The organism is Streptomyces sp. NPDC058001 (genome assembly GCF_042886315.1).
GTDB lineage: Bacteria > Actinomycetota > Actinomycetes > Streptomycetales > Streptomycetaceae > Streptomyces.
On the sequence record NZ_JBHVQT010000014.1, the window covers coordinates 33,572 to 59,999 of the forward strand.

The 26,428-nt window shown below is 68.9% G+C and carries 26 protein-coding genes; 13 read left to right on the forward strand and 13 right to left on the reverse strand.

Features of this window, described 5'->3' with window-relative positions; genetic code table 11:
• Positions 1–48: 48 nt before the first annotated feature.
• Positions 49–978, reverse strand: coding sequence for a LysR family transcriptional regulator (locus ACFVT5_RS31790; protein ID WP_389895119.1), 930 nt, complete (start codon positions 976–978; stop codon positions 49–51).
• A 108-nt stretch (positions 979–1,086) separates the two neighbouring features.
• On the opposite strand from ACFVT5_RS31790, the gene ACFVT5_RS31795 reads away from it, so the two are divergent.
• Both ACFVT5_RS31795 and ACFVT5_RS31800 read left to right on the forward strand, forming a co-directional pair.
• Positions 1,087–1,848 carry a sulfite exporter TauE/SafE family protein gene (locus ACFVT5_RS31795; protein ID WP_389895121.1) on the forward strand — a complete coding sequence of 254 codons (762 nt, stop codon included), beginning with the start codon at positions 1,087–1,089 and terminating at the stop codon, positions 1,846–1,848.
• A gap of 11 nt (positions 1,849–1,859) precedes the next feature.
• Entirely contained in the window at positions 1,860–2,396 is a 537-nt protein-coding gene (locus tag ACFVT5_RS31800; protein WP_389895122.1) for a hypothetical protein, read from the forward strand.
• A gap of 12 nt (positions 2,397–2,408) precedes the next feature.
• Here the strand turns inward: ACFVT5_RS31800 and ACFVT5_RS31805 are convergent, their stop codons facing one another.
• The 3 genes from ACFVT5_RS31805 to ACFVT5_RS31815 form a co-directional block, all read right to left on the reverse strand.
• Entirely contained in the window at positions 2,409–2,621 is a 213-nt protein-coding gene (locus ACFVT5_RS31805; RefSeq protein WP_389895124.1) for a DUF4287 domain-containing protein, read from the reverse strand.
• A gap of 252 nt (positions 2,622–2,873) precedes the next feature.
• Positions 2,874–4,196 carry a diacylglycerol/lipid kinase family protein gene (locus tag ACFVT5_RS31810; RefSeq protein ID WP_389895126.1) on the reverse strand — a complete coding sequence of 441 codons (1,323 nt, stop codon included), beginning with the start codon at positions 4,194–4,196 and terminating at the stop codon, positions 2,874–2,876.
• 185 nt (positions 4,197–4,381) lie between these two features.
• Positions 4,382–4,831, reverse strand: a complete 450-nt coding sequence (locus ACFVT5_RS31815) for a hypothetical protein (protein WP_389895128.1) — start codon at positions 4,829–4,831, stop codon at positions 4,382–4,384.
• 162 nt (positions 4,832–4,993) lie between these two features.
• On the opposite strand from ACFVT5_RS31815, the gene ACFVT5_RS31820 reads away from it, so the two are divergent.
• Entirely contained in the window at positions 4,994–5,860 is an 867-nt protein-coding gene (locus ACFVT5_RS31820) for a helix-turn-helix domain-containing protein (RefSeq protein ID WP_389895130.1), read from the forward strand.
• A gap of 33 nt (positions 5,861–5,893) precedes the next feature.
• Here the strand turns inward: ACFVT5_RS31820 and ACFVT5_RS31825 are convergent, their stop codons facing one another.
• On the reverse strand, positions 5,894–6,349 hold the full coding sequence (locus ACFVT5_RS31825) for a MarR family winged helix-turn-helix transcriptional regulator (RefSeq protein ID WP_389895132.1): 456 nt from the start codon (positions 6,347–6,349) through the stop codon (positions 5,894–5,896).
• 186 nt (positions 6,350–6,535) lie between these two features.
• On the opposite strand from ACFVT5_RS31825, the gene ACFVT5_RS31830 reads away from it, so the two are divergent.
• On the forward strand, positions 6,536–7,996 hold the full coding sequence (locus ACFVT5_RS31830; protein WP_389895134.1) for an MFS transporter: 1,461 nt from the start codon (positions 6,536–6,538) through the stop codon (positions 7,994–7,996).
• A 96-nt stretch (positions 7,997–8,092) separates the two neighbouring features.
• Here ACFVT5_RS31830 and ACFVT5_RS31835 read toward each other — a convergent pair whose 3' ends face one another.
• Both ACFVT5_RS31835 and ACFVT5_RS31840 read right to left on the reverse strand, forming a co-directional pair.
• Entirely contained in the window at positions 8,093–9,208 is a 1,116-nt protein-coding gene (locus tag ACFVT5_RS31835) for a hypothetical protein (RefSeq protein ID WP_389895136.1), read from the reverse strand.
• A 56-nt stretch (positions 9,209–9,264) separates the two neighbouring features.
• Positions 9,265–9,888 (reverse strand): TetR/AcrR family transcriptional regulator, encoded by a 624-nt coding sequence (locus ACFVT5_RS31840; RefSeq protein ID WP_389895138.1) that lies wholly within the window; start codon positions 9,886–9,888, stop codon positions 9,265–9,267.
• Positions 9,889–10,011: 123 nt separating this feature from the next.
• Here ACFVT5_RS31840 and ACFVT5_RS31845 point away from each other — a divergent pair, with 123 nt between their 5' ends.
• From ACFVT5_RS31845 to ACFVT5_RS31855, 3 genes are all read left to right on the forward strand, one after another.
• Positions 10,012–10,968, forward strand: a complete 957-nt coding sequence (locus ACFVT5_RS31845) for an alpha/beta fold hydrolase (protein ID WP_389895140.1) — start codon at positions 10,012–10,014, stop codon at positions 10,966–10,968.
• A gap of 65 nt (positions 10,969–11,033) precedes the next feature.
• Positions 11,034–11,783 carry a hypothetical protein gene (locus tag ACFVT5_RS31850; RefSeq protein ID WP_389895142.1) on the forward strand — a complete coding sequence of 250 codons (750 nt, stop codon included), beginning with the start codon at positions 11,034–11,036 and terminating at the stop codon, positions 11,781–11,783.
• A complete protein-coding gene (locus ACFVT5_RS31855) occupies positions 11,767–12,165 on the forward strand; it encodes a GNAT family N-acetyltransferase (RefSeq protein ID WP_389895144.1) in 399 nt (132 codons plus the stop codon). The genes ACFVT5_RS31850 and ACFVT5_RS31855 overlap by 17 nt, the downstream gene beginning before the upstream one ends.
• A gap of 22 nt (positions 12,166–12,187) precedes the next feature.
• On the opposite strand, the gene ACFVT5_RS31860 is transcribed toward ACFVT5_RS31855, so the two are convergent.
• On the reverse strand, positions 12,188–13,063 hold the full coding sequence (locus ACFVT5_RS31860) for an SMP-30/gluconolactonase/LRE family protein (RefSeq protein WP_389895146.1): 876 nt from the start codon (positions 13,061–13,063) through the stop codon (positions 12,188–12,190).
• The gene (locus tag ACFVT5_RS31865) at positions 13,060–13,842 is read right to left on the reverse strand and encodes an SDR family NAD(P)-dependent oxidoreductase (RefSeq protein ID WP_389895147.1); all 783 of its coding nucleotides are present in this window, start codon (positions 13,840–13,842) and stop codon (positions 13,060–13,062) included. Before ACFVT5_RS31865 ends, ACFVT5_RS31860 begins: the two co-directional genes overlap by 4 nt.
• A 242-nt stretch (positions 13,843–14,084) precedes the next feature.
• Here ACFVT5_RS31865 and ACFVT5_RS31870 point away from each other — a divergent pair, with 242 nt between their 5' ends.
• Positions 14,085–16,118, forward strand: a complete 2,034-nt coding sequence (locus tag ACFVT5_RS31870) for a beta-galactosidase (protein ID WP_389895149.1) — start codon at positions 14,085–14,087, stop codon at positions 16,116–16,118.
• Between the two features lie 82 nt (positions 16,119–16,200).
• Positions 16,201–17,199 (forward strand): LacI family DNA-binding transcriptional regulator, encoded by a 999-nt coding sequence (locus ACFVT5_RS31875; RefSeq protein WP_389895151.1) that lies wholly within the window; start codon positions 16,201–16,203, stop codon positions 17,197–17,199.
• 27 nt (positions 17,200–17,226) lie between these two features.
• On the opposite strand, the gene ACFVT5_RS31880 is transcribed toward ACFVT5_RS31875, so the two are convergent.
• From ACFVT5_RS31880 to ACFVT5_RS31895, 4 genes are all read right to left on the reverse strand, one after another.
• Positions 17,227–18,294 (reverse strand): mannonate dehydratase, encoded by a 1,068-nt coding sequence (locus tag ACFVT5_RS31880; RefSeq protein WP_389895153.1) that lies wholly within the window; start codon positions 18,292–18,294, stop codon positions 17,227–17,229.
• Entirely contained in the window at positions 18,291–18,452 is a 162-nt protein-coding gene (locus tag ACFVT5_RS31885) for a fumarylacetoacetate hydrolase family protein (protein WP_389895155.1), read from the reverse strand. The genes ACFVT5_RS31880 and ACFVT5_RS31885 overlap by 4 nt, the downstream gene beginning before the upstream one ends.
• Positions 18,453–18,477: 25 nt before the next feature.
• On the reverse strand, positions 18,478–19,212 hold the full coding sequence (locus ACFVT5_RS31890; protein WP_389895157.1) for an SDR family NAD(P)-dependent oxidoreductase: 735 nt from the start codon (positions 19,210–19,212) through the stop codon (positions 18,478–18,480).
• A 71-nt stretch (positions 19,213–19,283) separates the two neighbouring features.
• The gene (locus tag ACFVT5_RS31895; RefSeq protein WP_389895159.1) at positions 19,284–19,940 is read right to left on the reverse strand and encodes a GntR family transcriptional regulator; all 657 of its coding nucleotides are present in this window, start codon (positions 19,938–19,940) and stop codon (positions 19,284–19,286) included.
• A 309-nt stretch (positions 19,941–20,249) separates the two neighbouring features.
• Between ACFVT5_RS31895 and ACFVT5_RS31900 the strand changes: the two genes are divergently transcribed.
• The 4 genes from ACFVT5_RS31900 to ACFVT5_RS31915 all read left to right on the forward strand — a co-directional run bounded on the left by ACFVT5_RS31900 (position 20,250) and on the right by ACFVT5_RS31915 (position 26,381).
• The gene (locus ACFVT5_RS31900) at positions 20,250–21,542 is read left to right on the forward strand and encodes an ABC transporter substrate-binding protein (protein ID WP_389895161.1); all 1,293 of its coding nucleotides are present in this window, start codon (positions 20,250–20,252) and stop codon (positions 21,540–21,542) included.
• 144 nt (positions 21,543–21,686) lie between these two features.
• Complete coding sequence (locus tag ACFVT5_RS31905) at positions 21,687–22,580, forward strand: carbohydrate ABC transporter permease (protein WP_389895163.1); 894 nt, start codon at positions 21,687–21,689, stop codon at positions 22,578–22,580.
• Complete coding sequence (locus tag ACFVT5_RS31910) at positions 22,580–23,500, forward strand: carbohydrate ABC transporter permease (protein ID WP_389895165.1); 921 nt, start codon at positions 22,580–22,582, stop codon at positions 23,498–23,500. Before ACFVT5_RS31905 ends, ACFVT5_RS31910 begins: the two co-directional genes overlap by 1 nt.
• 28 nt (positions 23,501–23,528) lie before the next feature.
• Positions 23,529–26,381, forward strand: a complete 2,853-nt coding sequence (locus ACFVT5_RS31915) for a fibronectin type III domain-containing protein (protein ID WP_389895167.1) — start codon at positions 23,529–23,531, stop codon at positions 26,379–26,381.
• Positions 26,382–26,428 lie beyond the last annotated feature (47 nt).

Genomic DNA, 26,428 nt, shown 5'->3' on the forward strand with positions numbered 1-26,428 from the left:
CCCTCCACCAGAGGGGACGTACCATCACAAGTCTCTCAAATTGACATACTATACGCCGTCGGACCGCGCCGCCCTGCTCAGATGTTCAGCGAGCGCGGCGTTGGCCCTGGCACTGGCGACGTCGGTGGCGCCGGCGGTCGGTGAGGTCGCGGACCTGGCGCCCCAGGCCAACAGATGCCGACGGCGTGACCAAGGGTCCTGGAGGTCGCACACATCGAGCGGCTGCCCGGGGTCGATGGCGCGACGGGGCACGACGGCGAGCCCGACGCCGGCCGCCGCGAGAGCGACGACGGTGCCGAGGTGGGCGACGCTGGTGCGGTACCGCGCCACCGGAGCGTGCGGGCCGAGGTTCTTCTCGATCCACCGTCGTAGCGAGGAGTCGGCGTCGAGCCCGACAAGCGGGTGCTCGGCGACCTCGCTGTACATCAGCGCGGTACGCCCCGCGAGGATCCCGCCGGCCTGGCCGATCACCACGAGGGAGTCGTCACCGAGCGGTTCCGTGTCGAGGCCGCCGCCCATTTCCTCGTCGTCGATCACGATCCCGAGGTCCGCCTCACCGTCGGCGAGCATCCGTACGGTCCGTGGGGTGCGGCTTTCGGAGACCGCCACGTCGACGTCGGGATGCGCGGCGAGAAACGTGACCAGGGCCCGCGGCACCAGTCGGTGCAGCGCGGACCCACCGCACAGCAGGGTCAGCGGAGCGGCCGGGGACCGGGTGTAGCCGGCGACGGCGCCTTCGAGCCATGCCGTCTGCGCGAGGACCTCGCGCGCGTGGCGGGCCAGTGTCGTGCCCGCCGGGGTGGGTCGCACGCCCCGGCGGCCACGGATCAGCAGGGTCACACCGGCGTGGTGCTCCAGCGAGCGCACCCGGGCGCTGGCCGACGGCAAACTCAGATGCATCCTGCGGGCTCCCGCGGTGATCGAACCCTCCGCCACGATGTGGAGGTAGAGCCGCAGGTCGTCCAGGTCGTAGCGCACGCGTCCGAGCGTAGGGCACACACGTGACCTCAGCCTATGGCACAGCCTTAGCCTCGCTACGCCGATGACGCATTGTGGGCCCACGGGTCACGGGGCGATGCTCGGCGGGTGTCCGAGATCCTGCTCGTCCTCCTCGCCGGTGTCGCGGCCGGAGCGCTGAACGCCGTGGGCGGTGGCGGCACGTTCGTGGCGCTGCCCGCCCTGGTCGCGGTCGGCCTGTCCCCCGTGACCGCGAACGCGTCGTCGACGGTCGCCCTCGCGCCCGGGGCGCTCGCCGGTGCATGGGTCTACCGGCGCCAACTCGCCCCGGTCGGGACGACGTCCACGGGTTCACTCACCGCGATCAGCGTGGTCGGCGGTGGGCTCGGTGCCGGACTGGTCCTGTTGTTGCCCGCGGTGTCGTTCGCCGCCGCGGTGCCCTGGCTGCTCGCGTTCGCCACGCTGATCCTCGCCTTCGGGCGCCGCGTCTCGCGTGCGGTGGGCGAGGCGACGGGCCGCTCGGTCGGCATGAGTTCCCGAGCGGTGCTGATCGCCCAGTTTCCGCTCGCGGTGTACGGCGGATACTTCGGCGGTGCCGTAGGCATCATAATGCTGGCCCTGTGGAGCATCGGCCTCGGCCTCGACACCGCGGCGAGCAACCCGATGCGGATCGCCCAGCTCGCGGCCATCTGCCTGAGCGCCTCCGTACTGTTCCTCGTCGCGTCGGACGCGCTGGACTCGCCGCTCTTCCTCACCACGCTGCTGGCCGGAGCGGTGACCGGTGGCTTCGCCGGCGCCCACGTGGCGCTCCGACTTCCCGCGCGGCTGCTGCGGGGCGTGGTCCTGACCACCGCCGTGACCATGACCGTCCTGTATTTCCTGCGCGGGTGAGGGTGGCCGACATGCCCGAACATGACACCGACCCGTCCGAAGAAGACACCGGACCGCCGGCCGGACCGTACACGGACGCGACCCGGGCCAGGGTGGTGGCGTCCTACGAGGCGTGCGAGCTGGCCGAACTCGCCCGCGCCGCCGTCCCCATCGGCGCACACGAACTCAACCCCGACGGCACCGTCCGTTCCGCGGGCTCCCTACTCACCGACGCGGCACACGTACTCGCGGCAGCGCACCGGTTCTTCGAGGCCGCAGCCGTGTACGAGCGGCTGGGTGGCGCCGACTGGGAGTGCGTCGGTGACGTCCTGGACGTATCGGCGCACACGGCGCGGGAACGCTTCGCGCCCGCCGAGGCCCGCTTCCGCGCGGAGCCGCACTCCCCCATGGCCACGCGTGAGGGGAACGGGTGGCGGGCCCACCTGGCGAGGGAACCCCTGGAAGCGGCGCTCGACCTCGACGACTGGGTACGGCGCCACGCGGACGGCGACACCGACCTCGGCGTCGCACCGGTGTCGGGCGGCCTGGTCCGCCAAGCGCCCCGGTGACGGACAGGGCTCTCACTCGCCGCGGTCTTCGGCGAGGGTGTGCGCCACCAGCGCGTTGGCGTGGCCGTGCCCCAGACCGTGTTCCGTCTTGAGCCAGTTCACGATGTCCATGTGCTTGGTCAGCGGTGAGCTGCGGATGAGGTCCTTCCACTCGGCTATGGGGCGGCCGTACTTCTTCTCGATCGAGGGGAAGTAACTGGCGGGGCCCTTCACGGGTGACGTCATGGCGCGGTGTCCCAACTGAACGGTTTCGGGTACTGAACGGTTTCGGGTACTGGACGGTTTGATACTGCATCGGAACTGGACGGTTCGGTACCGCGCATCGGACTGGACGGTGACCGCTCACCCACCCGGACCGGCACGGCTCAGGGGCCCGTGACCCGTGGGTCGGCGAATACCGCGCCACGTCGAATCCGAGTACGTCACTTCCGCCTGTCGCAGTTCCATCCGGTCAACGTATCTTTCGCGTCCCGCACGTCATGAGGCCGGTCGGCCGAGGGCGAGGGCGATGATCGCGTGCCAGTCCACGGGTGGAGCGGCGCCCGCGGTGCCGGGTCGGTGTCTGGGCACCAGGACGCGCAGGGCGCGCGGGCGGATGGTGCAGGTGACGGGCGTCGGCAGGTTGAGCGCTTCGCCGTCGACGGCGACCGGGATGGTCTCCGCGTCGGAGGCGAGGGTGATCCGGGGAGCCGTCAGGACGTGCAGGGCCGCCGCGCGGCTGCCACGCAGGGCGACCTCCGCCGCCTGGGCCGCGGTGGTCACCCGGACCGCGACGACCCCGAGGGTCCCGCGATCGAGCCGGGGTCTGCGGCCACCGGCCGTCATCGGTTCGGGGCGCGCATAGGGGTTGTTGCTGACCAGTACCGCTTGCTGGGTCTCCAGCCGGGTGCGGTCCGTACGGGCATGGAGCGCGGAGCCGGAGTATCCGAGCAGGAGGTCGGGCAGGACGTCCAGTGCGGTGTCGGCCTTGGCGTCGCGGTATTCGGGGCGCTGCACGATCTGCGCGTAGACCCCGAACGAGACCGTGTTGACGAAGGCCCGCCCGTCGACCATGCCCAGGTCGACACGGAGTTCCTCGCCGTCGGTCAGCGCGTCCAGGCAGCGGGACGGGTCGTCGCGGTCCAGTCCCAGGTCCATGGCGAAGTGGTTCCTGGTGCCCGCGGAGACGACCAGGAAGGGCACTCCGTGCTCGGCCGCCACCTGGGCGACCCGGGCCTGGGTGCCGTCGCCGCCCGCGACCCCGAGCAGATCCGCGCCGCCGGCCACGGCCTGGCGTGCGATCTCCGCGACGTCCGTCTCGACCGAGGTGTCCAGGAGCACCACCCGCGCGCCCAGTGCCTCGGCCTTCTCCACCAGCCCGAAGCGGCCGACCTTTCCGCCGCCGGACTTCGGGTTCATGATCAGTACGGGGTGCCCGGGGGGCGCCGACGCGACAGCCCGTATGCCGTGCTGCCGTACCCGGCCGAGTGCCGCCCGCATGCACGCCACCGCCGCGGCCAGCAGGAGGACCGAGATCAGGGCGGCCGACCACAGGTTCGCCCAGGCGTAGAGGACGACGACGCCCGCCGGCGCCGCCAGTGCCAGCAGGGCGGCGGCGACGCGTACCGCGCCACGGCGCGAGAGCACCCACCAGATCCCGGCCGCCGTGACCGCGAGGCCCGCCATCCCGGCGGGCAGGATCAGCAGACCGCCGAGCCCGCTCACGGCCAGCAGCGCCACCACGGCGGCCAGTACGCAGACGAGTGCGAGGCGGGCGAGGAAGCGGGCCTGCGCCTGCGCGCGGGAATCCGTCGAACCCACCACGCCCGCTCCTTCCGCCACGACCGGCGATGCCCCCACACCGCATGATGCGCTGCGGGGCCCGCCCCGGGCCGCCGACCTGCGCGGATGTACGCCTTACGGACGGGACTCACCGGTCATACGGACGGGACCTCACTCGGCGAGGGGCCGGTCACACGGCTGGGTCCGGGTCCGGATCCGGGTCCTCATCGGTCGAGAGGGTGGGACGGTGCGGCCTGAAGGCGTCGGAGACCCATGTACTCGACGTCGGCGAAGGCCGCGACGACCAGTGCTCCGACGACCATGAAGGTGGTACCGAGGCCGGTGAGCGGTACGACGCCCGTGAAGGTGAGGACGAGCATCGCGACACAGGACAGGGTGTTGCCGATGACGACGGTCGCGCCGAGGCGCGGCGGGATACGGGGATAGCCGGCGATGAGGGCGAGCGCGGCGGCGCCGCCGAGCATGGCGATCCCGAACGGGATCGACCACGTCGTCGGCAGTCCGAGCGGGTCGCTGAGCCACTCGCCGCCGACGAGCATGATCAAGCCGAAGGCGGCGGTGCACCAACTGTCGACGCGCAGGCTGGTGCGGAGCAGGTCGGACGCGGCGGTGCCGGTGGCCTGGTGCTGGGCGGTCGTGGCGGTGACGGACATACGGGCCTCCTTGATCACGGGGGTCCCGGGTGGGTCCACCGGGGTCCCGGGCCGGGGATCGCGTGCCCGGCCCTGGGGAGACGGTGACATCGCCGGGGTCACGGGCTCAATGACCTCCGAGGTCATGGTCCAGGTGATCAAGGGCCGGTTATTCTCGCGGACATGGATGCGCAAGGGCCGTCGCGGGTGGGTGCTCTGCTACGGGACTGGCGTCGGCGCCGCAGGTTCAGCCAACTCGACCTCGCCCTTCTGGCGGACACCTCCGCGCGCCATCTGTCCTGCGTGGAGACCGGCCGCGCACATCCGAGCCGAACGATGCTGCTCCGTCTGTCGGCCGCCCTCGACATTCCGCTGCGGGAGCGCAACACCTTGCTGCTGGCCGCCGGCTACGCGCCCGCGTACCGGGAGAGCAGTCTCGACGACGCTTACATGGCGTCGGTCCGTTCCGCGCTCGACGCGATGCTGACGGCGCACGAGCCGTATCCCGCCGTCGTGATCGACCGCTGCTGGAACATACTCACCGGCAACCGGGCCATGGCCCTGCTCATGGACGGCATACCGCCGGGTCTCCTCGATCCGCGGCCGAACGTGTACCGGCTGACCCTGCACCCCGACGGGCTGGCGTCACGGCTGGCGAATCTCGGCGAGGTCCGTGCGCTCGCCCTCGAACGGCTGCTCCGCCAGGTCAACGCCACCGGGGACGAGGAGCTGCGGGCGCTGTACGAGGAAGTGCGCGGCTACCCGGTCCACGACGACCGGGAGAAGGTCCCCGAAGATTCGGAGCGGGCCGAAGCCGACGTACCGGCGGTGGCGCCGAGCCCGATCGAGGTGCCGCTGAGAATCACCACACCGATCGGCGAGCTGTCGATGTTCAGCACGATGGCGACCTTCGGCGCCCCGGCCGATGTGACGCTGTCGGAACTGGCGATCGAGCTGTTCTACCCGCTGGACGAGTTCACGACGAAGGTCCTGCACATGCTCGCCGCGGCGCCCGGCCCGGAGGGGCCGGGCGGAGATCCGGTCCTGTGACGGGCGTGACGGGCGTGACGGGCGTGAAGCGCGTCACGGCCGGGGCCACGGCCGGCCGGCGAGGCGTTCGATGTCCATGTTGAAGCGCCGCAGGTAGGACGCGAAGGCGGCGATGTCCTCGTCCGCCCAGTCGGCCATGACACGGTTCAGGCTGTCCACCATGTGCTCGCGTTCCACGTCGAGAATGCGCGCGCCCTCGTCCGTGATGCGGAACTTACGGGCCATGCCCCCCTCGGGGTCCGGGATGCGCTCCACCAGGCCCGCGCGCATGGCCGCCGCGGTCTGCCGGTTGAGGGTGGACGCGTCGAGGTTGAACGCCTCGCTGAGTTCCCCGATGGACATGGGGCCCTGGATACGGATGCGGCTCAGCAGGATGTAGGCGCTGCGCTCCAGGGTGCTGCCCTGGGGCCGGCCCCCTTGGTGATGCGCGAGACCGTGCCGGCTGAGCAGCATCTGCTCGTACTCCAGATCATGGGTGGGCCTGGCCATGCGTGTGCTGCCTCCTACGTCGCGCCATGGGGCGCCGCCGTGCGGTCGCCGGCGCCCTGTGCCTATCCTCCCACAGCCATATGCATCCCCCACATAATATGTACGTTACATAGCGCGTGTACGATGCACATCGATACTTCGTGACGCACCTCGTTACTTCGCACAGACACTCCGAGGAGTCCCCTGATGGACGCCCCCCAGCCGTCGGCCCGTGCCGGCGGCGTGGTCGCCACACTGGCATTCGCCGGTACCACCGCAGCGATCATGCAGACCTTGGTCACTCCGCTCATCGCGGAGCTGCCAAAGATCCTGAACACCACGTCATCGAACGCCACTTGGGTGATCACCGTCACGCTCCTCGTGGCCGCGGTCTGTGTGCCGGTCACCGGGCGCCTCGGCGATCTGCTCGGCAAGCGCCGCATGCTGATCGCGTGTTCGGTCCCGCTCATCGCGGGCTCCGTGGTGTGCGCGCTCTCGTCCTCGGTCGTCCCGATGATCGTCGGGCGCGGCCTCCAGGGCATGGGGATGGGCATGGTGCCGCTGGGCATCGCCCTCCTGCGGGACGTGGTGCCACAGGAGAAGCTCAGCTCCTCGATCGCCCTGGTCAGCGCCTCCATGGGCATCGGTGGCGGTCTCGGTCTGCCCATCGCCGCCGCCGTCGCCCAGTACACCGACTGGCGTGTGCTGTTCTGGGGCTCCGCCGTGCTGGCCGTCGTGATCGCCGCACTGATCTGGTTCCTCATCCCGGATGTCCCGGCGAGCGCGAAGGGTCAGCGTTTCGACGTGCCCGGCGCGGTCGGCCTCGGTATCGGCCTGGTCTGTCTGCTGCTAGCCGTCTCCAAGGGAGCGGACTGGGGCTGGGGTTCGGCGACGACGCTGGTCCTGTTCGTCGGCGCCGCGGTCGTCCTGCTGAGCTGGGGCTGGTGGGAGACCCGCACCCGGGACCCGCTGATCGACCTGCGCACCACCGCTCGGCCGCGTGTGCTGTTCACCAACGTCGCCTCGGTCTTCGTCGGCTTCGGTATGTACGCCAGCATGCTGGTCATGCCGCAGTTGCTCCAGTTCCCCGAGGCCACCGGCTACGGCCTGGGACAGTCGATGCTCGCGGCGGGTCTGTGGATGGCTCCCGGCGGCATCATGATGATGGTCGTCTCCCCGCTCGGCGGGAAGCTCACGGACGCCCGGGGCCCGAAGTTCACGCTGATCTGCGGGATCCTGGTGATGGCCGCCGGATACGGGCTGTCGCTCGCCCTGATGAGTTCCGCGTGGGGCATCATGCTGGTCACCATGGTCATCAGCAGCGGTGTCGGCCTCGCCTACGGTGCGATGCCCGCGCTCATCATGAGTTCCGTGCCGCGCTCGGAGACCGCCGCCGCGAACGGCTTCAACACCCTCATGCGGTCGCTGGGCACCTCGATCGGTGCCGCGGTCGTCGGCGTGGTCCTCGCCCAGATGACCACCACCATGGGCGGCTTCAGTTTCGCCTCGGAGGCCGGTTTCCGTACCGCTCTGACGGTGGGTGGCTGTGTCGCGGTCGTCGCCGCGCTGATCGCGGCCGTCATCCCGGCGGTACGCACCACCACCGGCACCGACGCGGACTTCGAGCCCGCCCCGAAGGACAAAGCGACAGCGAAGGCCACGAGCTGACGTCCCCGATCGTCATGTGTGAAGCCCCGGGAGTGTCACAACGACCCTCCGGGGCTTCACACATGACGCGACGTCAACTACGTAGGGAGAACGCGCCTAACTCGCCCGCCACATGAGCGGCTTGACCTTCTCGCCCTCACCCTCGCTCTCTCCCTCGAAGGACACCATCGCCGGGTGGTCGCCCTTCGGGAGGAGGTGGATGGTGCAGAGGCTGAGCGTGGAGTTCGGCTGGAGGCGCGTGTTGGGGATGCTGCCTCGGCACTTGTCGATGCCCTCGCCTTCGCCGGGGCGAGAGAAGGACAGGTCGAGCAGGGACAGCGGTCGTACATCGAGGCCCCCGGCGCTGCGTACGCCCACGCCGTCGTCCATGACGGGGAGAAGCTTCCGCGTACCGGCGTTGCGGTACTCGATGGTCACGTACCACGGGACCATCTTGTTCTGTGTGTCGCTCAGTTCGTAGTCGCCCAGGTCGGCGAGGCTTCCCGCGCGCACACTCTTCGGGGTGACGCGGATGGGGACGGCTTCGCCCTTGGTGGTGACGTCCTCCGACGACGAGTCGGCGGTCGTGCCCGCGGGCAGCAGGTCGCCGTCGTCGCCCTTGCCGTCGCCGACCTTCCACAGGAGGGTGTCGCCGCCCTCGTCCGCGTAGGCGACGGTGGCGGCCTGTCCCTTGGGCAGCATCACGAGTTGGCACACGGTGGCCGAGCCGCCCGCGGCGACGGAGGCGGGAGCGGCCTTGTCACAGTTGTCCGGCAGGCCCGAACTCGATGCGGTGGCAAGGGGGTTGGAGTTCCAGAGGGAGATCGCCTTGCCCGGTGTGCCGTCCGCGAGGGTGACCGTGAAGTTCGACTCCGGATCCGGTCGACTCAGGCCCGCCGAACCGGTGTTGGTGTACCGGACGGTCAGGTAGTGCGGGACCATGCCCTTGAGGTCGCCGTCCAGCTGTACGTGTTCCAGATCTGCGGCCGTACCCCGCGCGAGGCGCTCGGGCGCGATCTTCAGCCGATACGTTCCGTCCGGCCCGGTCCATGTCGCCTGTCGTACGGCCGACTCGACCCGTAGTGCCTCGGCCGCGGCCGGCTTGCCCGACCCCTTGCCCGAACCGCCACCCGTGTCCCCGCCCGAGCCACCGGCCCCCGAGCCGCACGCCGTCACCGCCAACGCGAGCACTCCAACTCCCGCGAATCCCATCGTCATTCCGCGCCTACGCATCCGCACCCCCGTGCCACTTCCCTGTTCTTCTGTTCATCGTTACGTTCGCAACGCGATCACTTTACGTGCACGCCGGCGCCGCCCTGGAAGAGCCTGTCGAGGTGGTGGGTCAGGACACCGGCGGCGGAGTCCGGGCCGCGCTGCCCGGTGAGGACACTGGTCCCCAGCCCGGCCGCCATGGCGAGCAGACTGATCGCCTCCGTCCGTACGTCCATGCCGGGTTCGGTGAGACCGGCGTCCCTGGCCTTGAGGAGCAGGTCGGTCAGGACGTCCTCGGCGGCATCGGGCCTCTTGAGGAAGGGCTGCGCGGCGAGCGCCTCGTCCGTCACGGCGAGGAGGGCGTACGAGGTGTAGACGAGATGGAAGGTACGGCTCTCCTCGTCGCTGGGCAACGACGTCCACAGCAGCGCCTCAATCGTCTCGCGGGGCCCCGGATCGTCCCCGGCGGCGCGCAGCCGGACGGCGACCCGCTCACCGAACTCCTCGGCCAGTTGCTGGAGCCCGTAGAGCAGCAGCTTCTCCTTGGTCTCGAAGTAGTACTGCACCAACCGGAGGGACACCCCTGCCTCCGCCGCCACATCGCGCATCCCCACTGCGTGCAGTCCGCGCCGCCCCGCGACCCTGATCAGGGCCTGGGCGATCTCGGTGCGCCGTTCGTCATGGTCCACGCGCTTGGGCATCGGCCGCTCTCCGCCTGTCGGTACGTCCGGTCCACCCTGGCCGGACAGCTTGATGATACGCCCGTACCATCAACATGGTACGTTCGTATCATCAAAACGCCCCACTCCAGGAGGTGGCCCACCGTGCCCGAAGCCACGACCCCTGACCGCGCCGCGGCCGACATCGGCCGCTATGTCAACGACACCTTGCGCGACCGGTACTTCGCGGCCTGCGACGCGGTCTACGCGCTGGGCGCCCCCATCCGTGCGGAACTCGACGTGGAAACGACCTTCGGGACGACACACGTCTACCGGTACGGCCCCGCGGACCCCGCCGCCGCGTCCCGCACCCCGGTCGTCCTGGTGCACGGAGCGGGCAGTTGCTCCGCCATGTGGTACCCGAACACCGCCGCGCTCAGCGCCGAACGCCCCGTCTACGCGATCGACACCCCCGGCGACCCGGGCCGCAGTGTGCAGCGCGCTCCCATCCACCAGCCCGAACGTGCCGCCCAGTGGCTGGACGAGACACTCGCCGGCCTCGGTCTCGACCGCGTCCACCTCATCGGCTCCTCCTACGGCGGCTGGCTCGTGCTGAACCAGGCACATCGCGGACCCGAACGCCTGGCCTCGGTCACACCGCTCGACCCCGGCGGGCTGGAGAAAGTGGGGCTGCGCTTCTACGTCTGGATCTTCGCCGGCCTCTTCGCCACCTTCGCCCCCAAGGCCCTGCGCCCGCGCCTGGCGGCCTGGCTGGAGCAACCGGTGCTCGTCGTACCGGAGTTGCGCACGATGATCAGGTCCGCCGTCCGCGCCTTCCGCATCCGCCGCCCGGCTCCGCTACCGCTCACCGACGACGAACTGCGCACCATCCGCACACCACTGCACCTCCTGTTCGGCAAGCGGAGCCTTCTCGTGCACCCGCAGCGGCAGATGGAGCGCGTTCCGCGGCTGATTCCTGGCGTCCGCGCCGAGATCGTCGCCCAGACGGGCCACGGCCCGCAGATCGACCACGCCGACTACGTCAACGACCGGATGCTGAAGTTCCTGGACACGATCGACGGCACGACACAGCAGTCCGGGAGCACCTCGGACAAACCCTGAACACCGACTCCGGAACTCGGCCACCACTGCTCGCGTACCCCCGACACATATCCGACTCCTGTGCCGTGATCACCGCGCGCGGACCTGCTGATCGCTCGCCGTCCCGCGAAGGCGCGGGCAGCCCGGAGTCGCTGTGTCTGTCCGGTACGGGTGTGCCGGTCTACGGTTCCGTCGCGGTGGCGGAGATCCCCTGTCTGGTCAAGCGGAACGACCCGAAGCGGCAGGCCCTCCAGCCGAGCCAGGGTCTGTTCCCCAAGCCGGCGCTGTCCGGCGGCGGAAACATTCCGGCGCAGGTGGCGCTCGGCATCCTCGCCCAGGAGTCGAACTTCAAGCAGGCGTCCTGGCACTCGGTGAACGGCACGGCGGGCAATCCGCTCCACGCCGACTGGTTCGGCAACGGTGCGAGCATCCACACCTACCCGGACCGTGGCAAATCGGATTGCGGTTACGGTATCGGCCAGGTCACCACCGGCATGTCCGACATGCATCCGGAGCAGTTCAACGCGACCGAGGCCGGGGCGATCGCCACCGACTACACGGCGAACCTCGCGGCCGGTACGGAGATCCTCGCCGAGAAGTGGAACCAGCTCGGCGCGCTGGGGATGACCGCCAACAGCGGCGTCTACACCGACCCGAACAACAAGCGGGGCCTCGGCTACTTCAACAACCCGGCCAACCCGAGCTATTCGCCGGACCGGGACGGCAGCGCGGTGCCGCTTCCGGGTTCTCGGCGAAGCCCTCGTCCTGCCGCCGGACGAGACCGCCGTACATCCTTCGATGCAGCCCTACCATGCGGCCATGACGATCACATATGAGTGGCGCGGTGACTTCGACAACGCGTCCGTCAACGCGCTGCACGCGGAGGCGTTCGATCACGCCCCGATGCCCATCGACTGGCACACACAGGTGCGTCGTCACAGCCTCGGCTGGGTCACCGCTCACCAGGACGGCAGGCTCGTCGGGTTTGTCAACGTCGCCTGGGACGGCGGCGTCCATGCCTTCCTTCTCGACACGATGGTCGCGCGGGACCTGCGTAAGGCCGGTGTCGGGACCGAACTGGTGAGCACCGCGACGCAAGGAGCCCGATCGGCGAACTGTGAGTGGCTGCACGTCGATTTCGATGAGCATCTGCGCCCTTTCTACTTCGACGCCTGTGGCTTCGAAGCGACGGACGCGGGACTCATCGCCCTCCGCTGAACCCAGGCCCTCGTGACCCGGCTCAGCCCGCGAACGCCGTGGCCGGCAGGCCCACCGCGTCCACACGGTCGAAGGCGAAGACGGATCCGGCGGGGTCGTCGTCGGCGAGGTCGAGTCCTTCGCGGGCCGACGTGACGTACAGGACGTCGAGACCGGGGCCGCCGAACGTGCAGGACGACGGCTGATGCACCGGCAGCGGCAGTTCACCGAGCACGTCCCCGTCCGGAGAGATCCGCACGACGCGGTCGCCGCCCCACAGCGCCACCCAGAGACATCCCGCCGCGTCGACGGTGAGTCCGTCCGGCATACCCGCGTGACCGGGCGTCCGGAACAGTGTGCGCCGCCGGGTGAGTCCGCTGCCCTCGGGGTCGGCGTCGAAGGCGTAGATCTCGCCCGCCATGGAGTCGGCGAGGTAGAAGGTGTGTCCGTCCGGGCTCCAGCCGAGCCCGTTGGGCAGGGTCAGTCCCTCCAGGACGACGCGGCTCGTCCAGTCGGGCATCAGGACGTGCAGCGCTCCCTTGCCGTGGTGGAAGTCCATCGTGGTGCTGCCGGCCCAAAGGCGCCCGTACTGGTCGCATTTCGCGTCGTTCATGCGCTCACTGTCCAACAGGATCGCTCGCCGTACGGTCATGCTTCCCTCGGTGTCGACGGACGCGAATCCCTCGGACGTCGCGGCGACGAACCCTCCGCCGCGTCGTGGTACGGCGGCGCCGACCTGCGTCGGCAGCGCGAGACTGCTGGTCCGACCGGTGACCGGGTCGCCGGTGTGGAGGTGTCCGGCGGGGATGTCCACCCAGTGCAGACGGCGGGCCCCGGCATCCCATACGGGTCCTTCGGCGACCCGGGCCTTGCCGGGGAACACGATCTGGGGTCCCGTGGACGCGGCGGCGGCACTCATTCGGGAAGCACCACAGCGGCGTTGGCGAGCAGTCCGCCGTCGACGGGCAGCGAGACACCGGTGATGAAGCTCGCGCGGTCACCGGCCAGGAAGGCGATCGCTTCGGCGACCTCGTCGGGGCGCGCCACCCGTCCCATCGGGTGCATCCGCCCCCAGGACTCGACCAGTGTCCGCGTGCCCTCGTCGCTGCCGTCGGAGAAGGCGCGGGCCGATGCCCGCAGCATCGGGGTGTCCACCGAAGCGGGGCAGACCGTGTTGGCTCTGATCCCGTTCTTCGCCTCGTCGATCGCGATCGATCGTGCGAGCGCGGTGAGCGCGCCTTTGCTGGTGGTGTAGGCGGCGACGGCGGCCTGGGTGACGAATGCCTGGACGGACGAGACGATCACGATCGAGCCCGCTCCACGGGAACGCAGGTGCGGCACAGCGTATTTGACGGCGTGAAAGGTGCCGGTGAGATTGACCGCGAGTACCTCGTTCCATTCATCGGCGCTCGTCTCCGCCGCCGTACCGTAGCGCTGGATTCCGGCAGCGGCGACGAGGATGTCGAGTCCGCCGTGCTGGCTGACGACGTCCGCGACGAGTCGGGCGACGGCGGTCTCGTCGGTGACGTCGACCTCGGCGTCTTCGACACCCGGAACCGGGGTGTCGGTGCCCTGCTTCGGTGGGACACCGGCGGCCACGACCGTCGCACCGCGCGCCGACAGCAACTGGGCTGTCGCGCGTCCGATGCCGCTCAGTCCACCGGTGACCAGCGCGACCTTGCCGTCGAACTCCGCCACTGTCCACTCCCCTTGCTCTGTTCACGGACCTCGGGCCGAGCGGGCGCGGAGGCGGCTGGGATGCGCGGTTCCGGTGGGACGGTCACCGCTTCGGACGGGCCGGGCGGTTGCGTTCCGGTGGCGCGGACGTCACTCTAAAACAACGTTGTCTCAACCGCTAGGGTGAGCGCGTTCAGCACGCTCGGGCCGCTCCGGGCGGACGTGTGACGGGCAGTTGTGCCGAGCAGTGGGGAGAAGAGCGCGTGACCGCAGAGTGGATCCGTTGGCCCGCCAATGTCCTGGCCCGGTACGGCGGCCGACCCGTGGCGTTCGGCGGCGACTACAACCCCGAGCAGTGGGACGAGAGCGTGTGGCCCGAGGACGCGCGCCTGATGCGCGAGGCCGGGGTCAACCTCGTCACGGTCGGTGTCTTCTCCTGGTCGACGCTGCAACCGGCGCCCGACCGTTGGAACTTCGGCTGGCTCGACCGCGTACTCGACCTGCTGCACACGCACGACATCGCGGTCGATCTCGCCACGGCCACCGCGTCACCCCCGCCGTGGCTCACCACTCGGTTTCCGGAGGTCATGGCTGTCGACCGGGACGGGCGGACGATGGCGCAGGGTGGACGTCAGGCATGGTCGCCCTCGTCCGAGGTCTACCGCGAGCAATCACTGGTGCTGGTCGAGAAGTTGGCGGAACGCTACGGCGAACACCCCGCTCTCGCGCTGTGGCACGTCTCCAACGAACTCGGCGGTCACAACTCGCGGTGCTACGACGAGGCCAGTGCCGTGGCCTTCCGGAGCTGGCTCAAGGAGCGGTACAAAGACTCACTCGACGAGTTGAACGCCGCGTGGACGACGAGCGCCTGGAGCCAGACCTACTCGGCGTGGGAGCAGATCCAGCCGCCGCGGGTGACGTTCACCGACTCGAACCCCACCCAGGTGCTGGACTTCGACCGGTTCAGCTCCGATCAACTGCGGGCACAACTACGGGCGGAGACCGCCGTGTTGCGGCGGATCACGCCGACGGTGCCGATCACCACGAATCTGGTGTTGTTCGACGCGGGCAAGAACATGAACTACAGCTCGTGGACCGACGACATGGATCTCATCGCGAGCGACCACTATTTGCGACCGGCCCCGGACGCCCATGTCGAGCTGGCGTTCTCGGCCGACCGGGCGCGCGGTCTGGCGCGGGGGAACTCATGGCTGCTGATGGAGACGGCCGTGGGTGCCACGAGCTGGCGTCCCGTCAATCCCGCGAAGCGGCCGGGACAGCTCCGGCGGGACGTGCTCTCGCATCTCGCGCGTGGATCCGACGGGATCTGCTTCTTCCAGTGGCGGGCCGCGCAGGCGGGCGCCGAACGGTTCCATTCCGCGATGCTTCCGCACGCCGGGCCCGACAGCCGGATGTTCCGCGAAGTGTCCTCGCTCGGCCGCGAGTTGGCGTCCTGTTCCGACGCGCTCGGAAGCAGGGTGGTCGCGGACTGCGCGGTGCTGTTCTCCGAGGAGGCGTGGTGGGCGGCCGACCGCGATTCCCATCCGCACAACGGCCTCTCGTACATGGAGAGCGCCCTTGATTGGTACAGGAGTCTGCGCGCCGCGGGCATCACCGCCGATGTCGTACCTCCGTCGGCCGATCTGTCGGAGTACCGGCTGATCATCGTGCCCATGCTCTACCTGGTGTCCGACCAGGACGCGGCCCGTATCGCCGCCGCCGCCCAGGCGGGGGCGACCGTCCTGGTCACGTACTTCTCCGGCATCGTCGATCCGCTCGACCGGGTGCGGCTCGGCGGGTATCCGGGGGCGTTCCGTGAACTCCTCGGCGTACGGGTGGAGGAGTTCGCGCCGCTCCTTGAAGCGGACCACGTGGAGGTCGAAGGGGTGACGGGGCCCGCCCGGGTCTCGACCTGGCACGAGGAGATCGACCTCACGGACGCGGAGGCCATGGCCCGATATGTCGGCGGCGACTTCGCGGGCGCGCCGGCGGTCACCCGCGCGGCCCGGGGCGAGGGCGAAGCCTGGTACGTGGGCGTGGAGTTGGACGAGGAGGCCCGTACGCGTCTGGTGGGTGTGCTCGCGCAGCGGTCCGGGGTGACGGCCGTGCCGCGCGACGGCGGACTCGACGTGGTGACGCGCCGCTCGGCCGATCACGACTACGTCTTCCTCATCAACCACGGCGACACCGAGACCACCGTGCCCGGATCGGGAACCGACCTGCTGGACGGGTCCGTTCACCGGGGAGAGGTCACTGTCCCCGGAGGCGGGGCACGGATCGTCAAGCGGGCCCGCTGACAGGGGGCGGAGTACGAACAGAGGGTGAGGAACAGGTGGCGGAGTACGATCGATCGGCAGCAGTCGTCGGCTGGAGACCACGGTGGCGCGCAACCCCACGATGAACGACGTCGCTCGCGAAGCACGGGTCAGCCTGAAGACCGTCTCGCGTCACGTCAACGGGGCGACGAACATCGATCCCGAACTCGCGGCACGGATCGGTGCGGCGATCGTGAAGCTGGGATACCGCCGCAATCTCTCGGCGGCGAGTATCCGGCCCGGTCGGACGAGCAAGACCATCGGCCTGGTCATCAGCGACCTCGCGAACCCCTACTACTCGTCGCTCGCCCGAGCCGTAGAGAGTGTGGCCGACGCGGCGGGCTATCTCGTCACCATCGCCAGTTCCAACGAGGAAGGGCCGCGCCACGACCGTCTGATGGACCGGCTCATGGAGCAGCGGGTGGACGGCGTGATCGTCGTCCCGCCCCGGCATGCCGCCCGCGACTGGTCCGAGGTCGCGCTGCCCATCCCTCCGCTGGTCTTCCTGGACCGGCCCGCGTCGTTCGCCGACGCCGACACCGTGCTCGCCGACAACGCGGGCGGGGCCCGTGCGGCCACGCTCGCGCTGTCCGGCGCCGGTGCGCGGCGCATCGCCTTTGTCGGTGACTCGCCCGACATCCACACGATGCGCGAACGGCACGCCGGATACGCCACGGCGCTCGCCGAGGCCGGGCTGGGCGCCGGCGACTCGCTCACGATCACGACGGCGCACACCCGGGAGCAGGCGGAACGCGCGGTCGGCGCGTTGCTGCGTGACGACGCGGCGGACGCCGTGTTCGCGGCCAACAACCGTGCCACGATCGGTGCGTTGCTCGCGTTCCAGGAGGCGGGTCGACGGCTGCCCCTCGTCGGCTTCGACGACTTCGAGACGTCGTTGCTCGGCAACCCCCCGGTGTCGGTGGTGAGTCAGGACGTCGAGCTGATGGGGCGCACCGCCGCCGAGTCGGTACTCGCCCGCCTGGGCGGCGACACATCGGCCTTCGCCACGCATGTGTTGCCCACGCGGCTCATCCTCAGGGGATCCGAGAAGCCGGAGCAGTGACCCCCGGTATCACCCGGACCCCCGACGTCACCGGACGCCCGGCAGACCTCCCGTATTGTCGTCGCGCTCGTCCAACCCCAGTCCGTTCAGGACGCCTTGCAGGTACCCGATCGCGTGGGCCCGGCCCCGGCTGCAGTACGCCTCGGACGATATGTCGCCCCAGGTGTCCAGGTCCCCGATCATGGCCGGTACGTGGTCGTCGATGAGGAATCCGTCGAACCCGGAGTCGTGGAGCCGGCGGATCACGCGGGCCGGGTTGAAGTTGCCCTCGCCGAGGAAGCATTCGCTGAAGGCCGGCACCGTGCCCTGGACGTCCCGGAAATGGACGTAGAAGATGGCCGGTCCCAGAAGATCGATGACCTTGTTGACGCTCTCCTCACCGTCCATCTCCGACACCGTTCCCAGGCAGAGGTTCAGCCCCCATGACGGGCTGCCGCCCGCTTGCCCGTGGGCCCGCCCGATGGCGTCCGGGGAGGTGAAGATCCGCGCTATGCCGCCCAGGGGCTCGGCCGTGGGCGGATCGTCGGGGTGCAGTGCGAGCCGCACCCCGACCTCTTCGGCGACGGGCAGCACGGCGTCGAGGAAGTACTGATGGTTCGCCCACATCTGCTCGGCCGTGATCGGCTCGTCCACCGGATGGTCCGGGGTCAGCCGGTACCCGGCGAGCGCGTTGCCGGCGCCGATGTCCGCCAGGTCGAAGGCGGTGACCTTGGCGCCGCCGCGTCCCGCGGCGGCCATGTCGGTGCGCCAGACGTAGGTGGCGAGGAAGTTGTAGCCGAGCAGGTCGATTCCGACGGCGGCGAGGTTGCGGATGGTCCTGCGGTAGTTCTCGATCTGCTCGTCGCGGCCCGGCAGACCGCGTTGGATCTTCCAGAAGTGGGCGAGCGGAACGTTTTCGAGGCCGTCGATCCTCAGTCCGTCGGCGTCACAGCGGTCCCGGAGCGCCCGCAGTTCGGCCAGGCTCCAGAAGCCGTCGACTCCGGGCAGCAGGTCCGGGGTGTGCAACTGCACGCCGGACAGGCCGAGTTGATGGGCGAAGGTCGCTATCCGTGCGTCGTACGTGTCGACATGGCCGAGGGAGATGCGTACGGTCATGCCTGGCCGACCCGTGGTCGCCGCCGGACGGACCCGTCGGTCTCGAACTCCATGACATCGCCTTTCTTCGGATGGGAGAAACGGCCGGACAACGCGACGCCTTCGGGCGTGCCGGTGTGGATGACATCGCCCGGTGCGAGGGCGGTGCTCTTGATCATGGTGATCCGTTCCTGGTGAGGGCCCTCAGCCGGCCATCAGGCCGCCGTCCACGACCAGTTCGGTGCCGGTGATGAACGCGGCCTCGTCGGAGGCGAGGTAGACGGCCGCCGCCGCGACCTCGGCGGGTGTGCCGAGGCGCCCCATCGGCTGTCTGGCGACCAGGTGGGCGCGGGCCTGTTCCGGGTCGTCGGCCGCCGCGAGGAGCCGCCCCACCCAGGGCGAGTCGACGGTCCCGGGACAGATGCTGTTGCACCGCACACCGGTGCCCGCGTACTGCACGGCGACCTGGCGGGTGAAGGCGATCACCGCGCCCTTGCTGGCGCAGTACGCGGCACGGTCCTTCAGCCCGACAAGACCGGCCACGGACGCGGTGTTGATGACGACCCCGTACCGCTGGGCGAGCATGTGCGGCAGCGCGAACTTCGTACCGAGGAACACACCACGGCTGTTGACCGCGAAGGTGTGCTCCCATTCCTCGACGGTGCAGGCGATCGCGTCGGTCGTCGAGGACGCTCCGGCGTTGTTGCACAGGACATGCAGTGCGCCGGTCTCGGAGACCGTACGGGACACCGCCGCCGCGAAGGAGTCGGGATCGGTCACGTCCACCGCGAGAGGGGTGCTGCCGTCCGGCACACCGGCGGGGTCGAGATCCGCCGCGTACACCGTCGCCCCTTCGTCCAGGAATCGGCGGGTCATCTCATGACCGATGCCCGAACCCGCGCCTGTGACGAGTACCGTCCGCCCGTCGAATCTGCTCACGTGGTGACGTCCCTTTCCGGAACCATGTGTCCGTGTGTCGTGTGTGTCGTGTGTGTCGTGTGTCCGTGTGGTCAGTCGGTGAAGTAGCCCGGGTACTCGGAGCGCAGCTCGGGGCCGCGTTCCAGGGCGCGTCGGGCGTGCCGGCTGATCAGGGCGCGACCGGCCGGGAGATCCGCCTCCTCCAGCGCGTCCACGATCAGCCGGTGCTCGTCGATCAGTTCACGCATCGCGGGGGCGCCGGGCAGGGACAGCCGCCGGAGCCGGTCGAGTTGCAGCTTCATCCGCTGTACGGCCTGCCACGCTCCGGGGTAGCCGCTGAGCGTGAAGATCTCGGTGTGCAGCGCCTCGTCGGCGGTGAAGAAGGCGTCGTAGTCCTCGGTGCGGTAGCAGTGTTCCTGCCGTTCCAGCAGTTCGCGCAGGACGGTGACGTCCGGCTTCGGACCGGCGCAGACGACCTCGAAGGCCGCGACCTCCAGGCTCTCGCGGACGAAGCGCGCCTCTTCCACGTCCCGCAGACGGATCAACCCCACGCGGGTGCCCACTTGGGGCACGACATGCACGAGTCCCGCGTCGACCAGCCGCGCGAGTGCCTCGCGTACCGGAGTGCGGCTGACGTGCAGTCGCGTGGCGAGATCCGTCTCGGACAGCGAGGCTCCGGGGGCGAGCCTCAGTTCACGGATCGCGGAGACCAACTCGTCGTAGACGCGGTCGGACGTCCGTGCCCGCACGCCGTCCCGGGTGATCGGGGACAGCCTCGGATCGCCCTGGACCGGTGCCCGGTCGGGGCCGGGTGAGGGAGGAGGGGGAGGAGGGGGATTCACGAAATGATCGTTGCATGCCAGGCACTTGTATGCAAGTATCCCGCCGTTACCACGACCCCCCATGGATCGATCGTCGCGTCCCGGCGCATCCGCCCATCGCGCCCGCTCCCCCGGACTCGGCAACGGACCGTGCGGCTCGCGATCGGGAACGCACCGAAGCAGTTCAACGGCGTCAAGAGCAGCCGTACAAACAGGAATTGAGAGGCAGTCATGGTCATGCGCAGGGCGAGACTCGCCGGGGCGGCCCTTCTGGCCGCCGCCGGCATCATGCTGACCGGGTGCGGTGGCGGTAACACCGAGGCAAGCGACACCAGCGGCCCGGCGAACATCACCTTCTGGGGATGGGCGGAGGGTTACGAGAAGTCCGTCGAGCTCTGGAACAAGTCACACCCCGACATCCAGGTGAAATACGAGAGCATCACCAACGGTGGCGCGGGCGGCTACGACAAGATGTTCACGGCCGCGAAGGCGGGCAAGGCTCCGTGCCTGGCGCAGATCGGCTACGAGAGCTTTTCAAGTTTCCTGGCCGCAGGGGTCCTTCAGGACATCAGCGAGCATGTGAAGCCGCAGCGGGACGAGTTCGCCGACTGGGTGTGGGGCAATGTCGGCGTCAACGGCAAGGCGTACGGTGTGCCGGTCGACACCGCGCCGATGGCCATGTTCTACCGCGCCGATCTCTTCAAGGACGCGAAGATCGCCGTCCCGAAGACCTGGGACGAGTTCACCGCTGCCGCCGCGAAGGTGAAGGCCGCTGATCCGTCGGCGCGCATCATGAACCTCCCCACCGACCCGTACCTCTACGCCGGGTTCGCCTGGCAGGGCGACGCTCCCTGGTTCGGGGTCAAGGGTGACGCGTGGTCCGTCTCGCTCGACAGTTCCGCCAACACCACGGTCGCCGACTACTGGCAGGGGCTCTTCGACAAGCAACTCGTCTCCTCCTACCCGGCGTTCGACGCGGCGCTGTACTCCGCGTGGAGCAAGGGCGAGGTCTGGTCCGAGGTCGGTCCTGTCTGGTCGGCGTCCCTCATCAGGGACAACGCCGGCGGCTCCGCGGGCAAGTGGGCTGTCGCGCCCATGCCCCGGTGGGGCAGCACGGACGCGGTCGGCAACTCGGGTGGTTCTGCCACGGCCGTGATGAAGGACTGCGACCGGCCGAAGGAGGCCACCGAGTTCGCTCTGTGGATGTCGACCCATGACGATTCGGTGTCCAACCTGATCGCATCGGCCGCCATCCTTCCGGCCTCCAAGTCCGGGCTCGCCAACAGCGCGCTGGACGCTCCGCAGAGCTACTACGGCGACCAGCCCATCTACCAGACGTTCCGTGAGGAAGCGGCCAAGGTGAACGACAGCTGGCGGTGGGGGCCGGTCATGTCGACCACGGCCACGGCGCTCGGTGACGGTCTGGGCAAGGTGCACACCAAGAAGTCGACCTTCGCGGACGCACTCGCGGGTGCCCAGAAGGGCACGGTCGACGCGCTGCGCGCCCAGGGATTCTCGGTGAGCAAGTAGCACGTAGCTCCTCGCGGGGGCCGTGAGCCGCACGACCCCCGCGCATCGGCAGCTCCGTACGCACTTCCCCGAACACACATCCCCGCACCCGCATTTCCGCACCCGCAACTCCGCACCGCCACAAAAGAGGTGACCGTGTCTCCCGTGACGATTCGGCGGCGCCGAATCCGCGAGCTTCGGCGAGCCGCGCCATTCGTTCTGCCGTTCCTCCTGCTCTTCGTCGTCGTCTACCTGGTACCCACCGCGTACTCCGTCGGCCAGAGCCTCTTCACCGTGAAACGCTCCGGACTCGGCCTCGGCGGGTCCGAGACCGTCTTCGCGGGCTTCGACAACTACGTCCGGGTCTTCCAGGACGGGGACTTCATCGCGTCCCTCGGCCGGGTGGCCTTCGTCGGTGTCGTCCAGGTGCCCGTGATGCTCGGTATCGCGCTGGTCCTCGCCCTGCTCATCGATTCCGCGACGTCGAAGGGGCGCAAGTTCTTCCGTATCGCCTACTTCGTGCCCTACGGGCTGCCCGGGGTGATCGCGGGCCTGGTGTGGTCGTTCCTGTACGCGCCCACGCTGAGCCCGATCACCAGAGGGTTCGGGGCGATCGGCATCGACGTCAGTTTCGTCAGCGACGGTGCCCTGCCGTTCTCGATCGCCAACATCCTGACGTGGGCCTGGACCGGCTACAACACGATCCTGATCTACGCGGCTCTGCAAGCCGTCCCCGAGGAGACGATGGAGGCCGCCGCCCTCGACGGCTGCTCGGGCTGGAAGGCCGCGCTGCTCATCAAGGTGCCGCAGATCCGCCCGGCCCTACTGCTCACCCTGGTCTTCTCGATCATCGGCACATTCCAGCTCTACAACGAGCCGGCCACCATGAAAGCGGTGGCGCCGAATCTGTCGTCCACCTACACACCGATCATGGCCGCCCTCCGTTCCCTGTCGGCCAACGACTTCAACTACGCCGCCGCGCAGTCCGTGGTCCTCGGCGCGCTGATCTGTGTCGTGTCCGTCTTTGTCTTCCGCGCATCGGCCAGGAGCGTCGACTGATGACCACCAGCACGCAATCGCCCCCGCGTACCGCACCCGTGGCCGAGGAGAAGAAGCAACGGCGCCCCCGGGCCCACCCGTTGACGACGGTGAATCCCGCCTCGCGCCTGTTCGTGCTGGCCGTGATGTCCCTGTTCGCGCTCTACTTCCTGCTTCCGGTGTGGTGGTTGGTCGTCTCCGCCACCAAGGGCAGCGGGGAGATCTTCTCGGGCAACGGCTTCTGGTTCGGCGAGCACTTCGCCCTGGTGGAGAACATCCAGACCCTGTTCCAGGCCCAGGGTGGTATCTACTCCCGCTGGTTGCTCAACTCGCTGCTGTACGCGGTGGGCGGCGGGATCGTGTCCACGCTCCTGGCGTCCCTGTGCGGGTACGCGCTCGCGAAGTTCCCCTTCCCGGGGCGCGAGGCGGTGTTCGGCACGGTCCTCGCCGCCGTACTGCTGCCCGCACCCGTCCTCGCCATCCCGCTCTACCTCGTGTTCAGCTACACCGGGACCATCAACACCTTCTGGGCCGTGTTCATCCCGAGCATCGTCAGCCCCTTCGGTGTGTATCTCAGCCGGATCTACGCGGCGTCGTCGATTCCGGACGCGCTGATCGAGTCCGGGCGTATCGACGGGGCCGGTGAACTGCGCATCTTCGCGATGTGCGCACGGCTGATGGCACCCGCCATGGTCACGATCTTCCTGTTCCAGTTCGTCGCGATCTGGACGAACTTCCTGCTGCCCTCACTCATGCTCGCGGACACCACGCTGCAACCGGTGACCGTGGGCCTCGTCGGCTGGCGTGAACTCCAGGGCTATCCCATCAGCTACACCACCGTCGTCACCGGCGCGCTCGTCTCGGTGGTGCCGGTCGTCGCCATGTTCATCTCGTTGCAGTCGTTCTGGAGCAAGGGCCTCGTCACGGGAGCCGTCAAGTAGCTCACCCGCATCAACGAATGGATGATTCATGAACATCCTGACGCGAACATGGGCGTGCCTGTGTGCCGCGGTGCTCCTCGCGGCACCGGCCACCGCCGCACAGGCGGCCGACCCACCACCCACCGACCCCCGCGCCACCAACCTCGCGGCCACCAACCTCCTCGCCGCCGACATGGACACCGGCTTCGACAGCGGCACCAGCCCGCTGACCCTGACGAACACGGGGACAGGAGGGACCCAGCAGATCGTGAGCGTCGGAGGCGACAACGCGCTCGAACTGCGCGACGCGTCCCTGGGCACGAACCTCTCCAGCTACTTCTACAAGCGGTTCTCCACCGGCGCGCTCAAGGACCGCGTCAACGCGGTCTACGGCCAACCGGTCGGCAGCCCCGCCCAGCAGTTCGTCCTCCAGTACGACCTCAAGCGCAGCGCGAAGAGCGACAAGCCGGTGGCGAAGGACATCTACGCGCAGATCCAGTTCGGCAACTTCGACAACAACCTCGTACCGCGGTTTCCCGTTCCGGCCGTGAGTGTCACGACCACGCCCGCCTACAAGGACACCTCCGGGAACCTGTCGAGGATCGATGACACGGTCATCCAGGAGTACCGCTTCACGATCGTGCCCAACGGCGGTCAGCGGCTGATATCGACGGTCGAACTCGGTTTCTCGGTACGGGTCGACACCGGTGGCACCGACGAGGCGATCACCGTCGACAACCTCGACATCCACGAGGACGGCGGCGGTATCTCCGACACGGAGCCGCCGACCGCGCCGACCGCGCTCACCCGCGCCGCCGCATCCGGCAACAGCGTCTCCCTCAGCTGGACGGCGTCGACGGACAACATCGGCGTGACCGGGTACGACGTGTTCCGTGACGGCTACCAGGTCGCGTCGGTCACCGGGTCCACCACGTCGGCGGTCGTCGGCGGTCTGATGCCCGACACGAAGTACACCTTCACCGTGCGGGCGAGGGACGCGAGCAACAACGTCAGCGCGGCGAGCGCACCTCTCGACGCCTCGACCGGACCGTATGTGCCGGAGAAGCCAGCCCCTTATCCCGGCACCGAGCAGACCAGGACGCAGTGGCTGTGGGGCAAGGCCAAGGCCATGAAGGAGGAGAGCGGCGCCGTCAACGTGGCCGCATACACGGCCCAGTTGGCGGACGGCGAGAACGCGGCGACGAACCTCGCCAAGCTCGACGCGCAGTTCCAGCTCTACGACTACGAGCAGTACAAGACCATGGCGAAGATGTACTCGTACCTCATGGTCGGTGAGAAGTTCGACGCCACCATGCTGGCGCACGTGCGTAGTTACTTCGGCTCGTACGCGTATCAGAAGCTCCCGCAGACCGAGAATCTGCGGATGAGCAACTACGCCACGGGATACCTCGTCGGCCAGTACTTCCCCGATCTCGCCGACCTGAACGGTAATTCCGGGGCGCAGTTGAAGGCAGCCAACAAGGCCAACATCCTGGAGATGGTGAACGCGGGTGTGCGGCGCGGTTGGGCCGAGTACCAGAGCCCCGAGTACACCTTCATGACGTACTTCTGCCTCAACGCCATCTACCAGTGGGCCGACGACGAACAACTCCGTAACCAGGTGAAGATGGCCATGGACGTGATGTGGTTCGAGTGGGCGAACGACTGGATCGACGGCTACATGATCTCGTCGGAGAGCCGCGCCAAGGGCGACTCTGCGGCGGTCAACGATCCCACCTGGCGGCCCGCGGACCACTCGACGCTCGCCTGGACGTACTTCGGCGCCCACCGCGCGCAGTTGGGGGTCGGTGAATCGGACAACCCGGCGCCCTCGGCGTATCGCCCGAACCTTGAGTACGGCGCTCTCGTCGCCTGGCAGGGGACGCGTTACTCACCGCCCGCGCTCGCGGTGAAGATCGGCCGGAAGACCGACAAGTCGTACACCTCGCACAAGACGAATCTCCAGAACTCCAGCGGGCGCGCGATGGACATCTACCGCACGACCTATGTACGGCCCACCTGGGGCCTGGGGACCGAGGTCCAGTACCGTCGGGTCGACAACTGGATCGAGGATCTGCCGGTCGTGCTGCGCTGGCAGTCCAACGCGGCGAACCCGCTGTTCCGGCTGTCGGTCGACCAGGGCACCGCTTCGATCGGTTCCTACAACCAGCCCGCCAACCAGCGGGTGATGCAGAGCGGTCCCACCGCCGTGGGTGTCTACAAGTCATCGGGTGACCAGACGTCGAACTACGTCAACGCGCTGTTCCCGACGAACGGTTCGATCCTGGAACGGCGTCAGGCCGACGGTTGGACGGTCGCGAACACGGGGTCGATGTACTTCGCCTACAGGATGGCGAAGCCCGGCACCTGGTACCACCAGACGCCGAACGACCCGGCGAACAAGGTGAAGACGACAACGCAGAACCACCCGACCGCCAGCCTCAGTTACAGCTACGACATCCTGCGCAGCCAGGCCGACACCAACGGTTGGGTGCTGGAGACGGCGGACGCCTCCGCGTACGCCGACTTCGACGCGTTCGTGACCGCCCTCACCAGAACCAGCAGCCTGGACCTGAGCCACTTGGAGGACGCGAACCCGCGCATCGTCTACCACAGCTTGAAGGGCGACGACCTCGACATCACCTTCGACTCGGCGTCGGCGGCACCTGCCGCGACGCACCTCGTGAACGGCGAGGCTGTCGCCTACGACTCCTACAAGCTGTTCGACACCCCGTGGCTCCAACAGGACAAGCTGGGCTCCACGTTCAAGGCGACGGTGGACGGCCAGTCCGTCGTCTATGACTTCGACCAGTGGACCGTGACCGCCACGGCCCACAAGGCGAGGGCGGGGCGCGACTGGGATCAGCGGAGGGACCAGCGGGCCGTCCGGCGCGGCCGGTAGACGTAGCCCTTCATGAACGGGTGCGGGCCCTCGGCGACCAACGCGCC